This is a genomic window from Pseudonocardia sp. (genome assembly GCF_025965585.1).
Classification (GTDB): Bacteria; Actinomycetota; Actinomycetes; order Mycobacteriales; family Pseudonocardiaceae; genus Pseudonocardia.
Window position 1 is genome coordinate 1 of sequence record NZ_JAOPWR010000521.1, and the last position, 5,111, is coordinate 5,111.

General features: G+C 74.6%; 2 protein-coding genes. Both read left to right on the top strand.

Features of this window, described 5'->3' with window-relative positions; translation table 11 throughout:
• A partial coding sequence (locus JWR81_RS32145) for a glycosyltransferase (RefSeq protein ID WP_297661425.1) occupies nucleotides 1-1,555 on the top strand: 1,555 nt, incomplete at its 5' end.
• Between the two features lie 521 nt (nucleotides 1,556-2,076).
• A partial coding sequence (locus tag JWR81_RS32150) for a DUF4397 domain-containing protein (protein WP_297661427.1) occupies nucleotides 2,077-5,111 on the top strand: 3,035 nt, incomplete at its 3' end.

The following is a 5,111-nucleotide window of genomic DNA, read 5'->3' on the forward strand; positions in this document are numbered from 1 at the left end:
GCGCAGGCGCATCCTGCCGCGCGTCGCGATGATCGTCATCCCGCTGCTCGTGCTGCTCGGCCCGGCGTTCGTCGCCACGTTCCACGACGCCGGCAGCACCGCCCGCCCGCCTGCGGCCGGCGCGCTGCCCGCCGTCCCGGACGCGCCGCACGCCCCCGCCGAGGACGTGAAGGGACTCTCCGGCGGCCTGCTCCCGCGGGCCGACGGCGTGCAGGCCGCGGGCGCCGACCCGGTGCGCGAGGACCGCAAGGCCGTCGTCGCCCCGGCGGCCCCGGCGCTGCCGCAGAGCGGCACGCTGACGCTGGTTCTGTCGGTCGTCATGCTGGCGCTGTCGGTGCCGCTCGCCGGCGTCGCGGGCACCACGACCTGGTGGATGCTGCACGCCTGGCGCACCCCGGACTCGCTCAAGGGCACCGGCTTCACGAAGAAGCCCGCCCGCCGGACGCACACGTTCTCGCTGCTGCTGCCGGCCCGGCACGAGCAGGAGGTGCTCGGTGACACTATCGACGCGCTGGCCGAGCAGGACCACGAGGCGTTCGAGATCATCGTGATCATCGGGCACGACGACCCGGAGACGCTCGCCGTCGCCCACGCCGCCGCCCGCCGGCACCCGGAGCTCGTCCAGGTCGTCATCGACTACTCGGTGCCGAAGAACAAGCCCAAGGGCCTCAACACCGCGCTGCCGCGCTGCCGCGGCGAGATCATCGGGGTCTTCGACGCCGAGGACGAGGTGCACCCGGGCCTGCTCAAGCTCGTGGAGGGACGGTTCGAGGAGACCGGTGCCAGCGTCGTCCAGTCGGGCGTGCAGCTGATGAACATCCAGACCACGTGGTGGTCGCTGCGCAACTGCCTCGAGTACTACTTCTGGTTCCGCTCGCGTCTGCACTTCCATTCGGAGCAGAAGTTCATCCCGCTCGGGGGCAACACCGTCTTCGCCCGGGCCGAGGTTCTGCGCGACTTCGGCGGCTGGGACGCCGAGTGCCTCGCCGAGGACTGCGAGCTGGGCGTGCGGCTCAGCTCGGCGGGCCACGAGGTGGCGGTCGCCTACGACCCCGAGGTCGTCACCCGCGAGGAGACGCCCGACACGATCAAGAGCCTGGTCAAGCAGCGCACCCGCTGGTGCCAGGGCTTCCTGCAGGTGCTGCGCAAGGGCCTGTGGAAGGAGCTGCCGACCCGCAAGCAGCGCATGCTCGCCCGCTACACGCTCTGGATGCCGTTCCTGCAGGCCTACTCCGGCGTGATGATCCCGATCTCGCTGGTGACGATGTTCGTGGTCAAGGTGCCGCTGACCGTCACGCTGCTGAGCTTCGTGCCGCTCGTGCCCACGGTGATCAGCATGGCCGTCGAGGCAGCGGGGCTGGAGGAGTTCGGCCGCTCGTTCGGAGTGAAGATCCGGCTCCGCGACTACGCCAAGCTCATCCTCGGCGCGTTCCCGTACCAGGTGCTGCTGAGCTTCTCCTCGATCCGCGCCGTGGTGCGCGAGGCCCGCGGGCAGGTCGGCTGGGAGAAGACCGAGCACGCCGGCGTCCACCGCAAGCCAGCCGCCGCGCAGTAGGCCCGCCCCTCAGACCGCCCTGGCCCACGGCCCCCGCTCCTGTCGTCCGGAGCGGGGGCCGAGCCGTCGCCTGCTCGTGCTGGTCGCTGCCGGTGATCGTCGTTCGACGAACCGCACGCCGTCCGGCTGCCGGTCCCGAATCGGTGATCACGGACGGGTCGCCGGCGTCCGGCCCGCGTCCGGGATCGAGGGTGCAGTGGTTCCGGTGCCGGCCGGACGGGTTGCGCGCTGATCGTGAGGACGCGGGCGGGGCGCACCGGGTTCCGGTGCCGGCCGGAGCCACTGCGCGCTGATCGTCGTCTCGGTCGTCTCGGGCCGGCCCGTCCGCCTGGTCCGTTTCGGTCCGGCTGTGGCCGTCGGCGCCCCGCCCCGGCGGGAGGGGCTCGCGCCGAGGGTTGCCGGGCGGTGACATCGCTCTTACCCGGCTGCGGCCCGAACCTGGCCTCGCGTGGATTACCCGGCGGCAGCGCTCCGACCAGCATGGATGCCAGCACCGAGCCACCGCCACGAAGGGTCTTCCGATGGACACCGCGCCCCGCCCCACCCTCCGCTCGCGCCTCATGACGGCCGCGGTGCTCCTGCCCCTGCTGGTCGTGGTGGCGGTGATGCGCCTGGTGAACCTCGTCGGCGCCCCGCAGCGCATCGACGACGAGGGCACGTACATGGCCCAGGCCTACGCGATGCTGCACCTGGGCGAGCTGACCCACTACACCTACTGGTACGACCACCCCCCGCTCGGCTGGCTGCAGATCGCCGGCTGGCTCGCCCTCGCGGAGAAGTTCGGCCCCGTCACCGACGCGGTGGCCGCCGGGCGCCGGTTCATGGTCCTCGCGGCCGTGATCGCCGCCGCGCTGCTGTGGGTGCTGGTGCGGCGCCTGGGCTACGGCCGGATCGCCGCCGGTGCCGCCGTCGCGCTGCTGGCGCTCTCGCCGCTGGCCGTGCAGTACGAGCGCACCGTCTACCTCGACAACCTCTCGACGGTCTGGGTGCTCGCCGCCGCCGTCTGCTTCTGCACCCCGCGCCGCCGGCTGCTCGCCTACATGGGCGGGGCCGTGTGCTTCGCCGTCGCAGTGCTCACCAAGGAGACCGCGCTGCTGATGCTGCCGGTGATCGCCTGGCTCGGCTGGCAGCGCGGCAACACCGGCACCCGTCGCTACGCGATGGCCGTCGCCGGCGCGTTGTTCGGCCTGCTGATCTCGGCCTACCTGCTCGCGGCCGCCGTGCGCTCGGAGCTGCTGCCCGGCAAGGGCCACGTCAGCCTGGTGGACGGCATCGCGTTCCAGCTGTTCTCCCGCACCTCCGGCGGGAGCGTGGCCACGCCCGGCTCGCCCAACCAGCAGACGCTGCTCGGCTGGCTCTCGCTCGACAGCGTGCTGCTCGCGGCGGGGCTCGTCGCCGCGCTCGTCGCCCTCGCGGTGAAGGGGCTGCGCCCGGTCGCCTTCGGCTACCTGCTGCTCGCGGCGATGCTGCTGCGCGGCGGCTACCTGCCCATCCCGTACGTCATCGTGGTGCTGCCGCTGGCCGCGCTGCTGATCGCCGCGGTCTCCGAGGAGGCCGTCCGCCGGATCCGCGCCGGCGTGCCGGTCGTGAAGATCGCCGCCGCCGCGCTGCTCGTCGCGGTGGCCGGGGCCGGCGTCGTCGCCGAGCCGCGCTGGAACGACACACTGACCTTCCTCACCACCGCCGACCAGGACGCCCCCTTGCGCGAGGCGAAGCAGTGGGTGCTCGGCAACGTCTCCCACGACCAGCGGCTGATCGTCGACGACGCCTTCTGGAGCGACCTCGTCACCGCCGGGTGGAAGCGCAACGACGTCGGCTGGTTCTACAAGCTCGACACCGACCCCGCCGTCCAGGCGCTCAACCCGCACGGCTGGCGCGACTACGACTACGTCATCGCCACCGACGCAGTCCGCCAGTTCCCCGCGTCGTTCGCGCAGGTCCACGGCGCCATGACCGGCTCACAGCCCGTCGCGACCTTCGGGTCCGGCGCCTCCCGCGTCGAGATCCGCCGCATCGACCCGAACGCGGCGGCCCCGGCCGCCGAGCCCGAGCGGGCCACCGTCGGCGCCGCTCTGGCCGACCGCCTCGGTGCGAACGGCGAGAAGGCCGCGCTGGCCCTGCTGCGCAGCGGCGACGTCGACGCCCGGGTGCTCGCCACCCTCTCCGACGTCGCCACGACCGACGAGGTGCTCGTCGCCGATCTGCCGCAGGTGCCCGGTGAGGACGCCGCGGGCCGCCCGCGCCGCCAGATCCGGTTCACCGCCACCGGCACCCGCGCCGACCGGCTCGTCGCCTACTACAAGGCCCAGGAGGGTGCGTTCACCCCGCAGAGCGTGACGGCCGGCCCCGCGGGCGTGCTCGTGACGTTCCCGCCGGCCGCGCCTTCCGGGCTGCTCACCGCAGCCGCGAAGCCCCCGGCCGCCGGCCGTCCCGCCGCCCTGCGGGTGCTCGACCTGGTGCCCGGCTCCGCCCCGCTGCGGGTGCGCCTCGCCGGGGTCGACGGCACCGCGGTCGCCCCGATCGAGGTCGGCCCGTACGGCGACGTGGGCCGCTACCAGGCCGTCCCCGCCGGTGTCGCGACGCTGGGCGTCGGCCCGCAGGATCCAGCGAAGCCCACCGCCGTCACGCAGGCCGTGGCGCTCGACCCGGGTGCGGCCTACACGCTGATGCTGTTCGCCGGCCCCGGCGGCGGCGCCGGTGCCACGTCGATCAGGGGCCAGCTCGTGCCCGACCCGGCCGTGCCCGGCCCGGACATCCGCGGCATCGTCCGGCTGGTCGACGCGGCGCAGAAGGCGCCCGGCCTGACCCTCGCTGCCGCCGGGGCGGGGCCGCTGGCCAAGAACATCTCCTACGGCCTGGTCACCGGATACGCCGAGCTCGTCCCCGGCACCGTGCCGCTGACGATGACCAGCGGCACCGTGACGACGACCGGCTCGGTGACGCTGCGGAACCGCGACGTCATGACGCTCGTCGTGCTCGACGGCGTCAAGGGCCCGCAGGTCGTGGTCGTCGACGACCCGGTGCGTGCCCCGGCCGCCGCCCCACTCGACGTGACCCCGCCCGCGCGCCCCGGTGTGCTGGCGCCGGCGAAGCCCGGTGAGCAGTCCGGGGCCGCGCCCGCCCCGGTCGCCAAGGCCGGCTACCCGCTGGGGAACGCCCCGCTCGCCGTCCTCGGCTGGGGGCTGCTGGCCTCGGCCGTCGGGCTGGTGCTGCGCCGCCGCGGTGGCGCAGCCGCCGCCCTGGCCGCCGCGACGCCCGCGCCGATCCCGTTCGCCGACGACGAGACGGTGCTGCTCGAGCGCGCCAAGGTCAAGCTGGGCCGCGCCCCGCGTCCGGTGGTCACCACCCCGGACCCCGACGGCACCGCGCTCGTCGAGGACATCGACGCCCTTCGCGCCGCGGCGGCGGCCGCCACCGCCGCCGACGGGGAGCGCACCACGGTGATCCCGACCCCGCGCCGGTCGGGTCGCCCGGCCACCCCGCGCCCGGCCACCCCGCACCCGATCGTGTCGCCGCGGGTCGCGGTGGCACCGGTCCGGCCCGCGGCAGCGCGGCC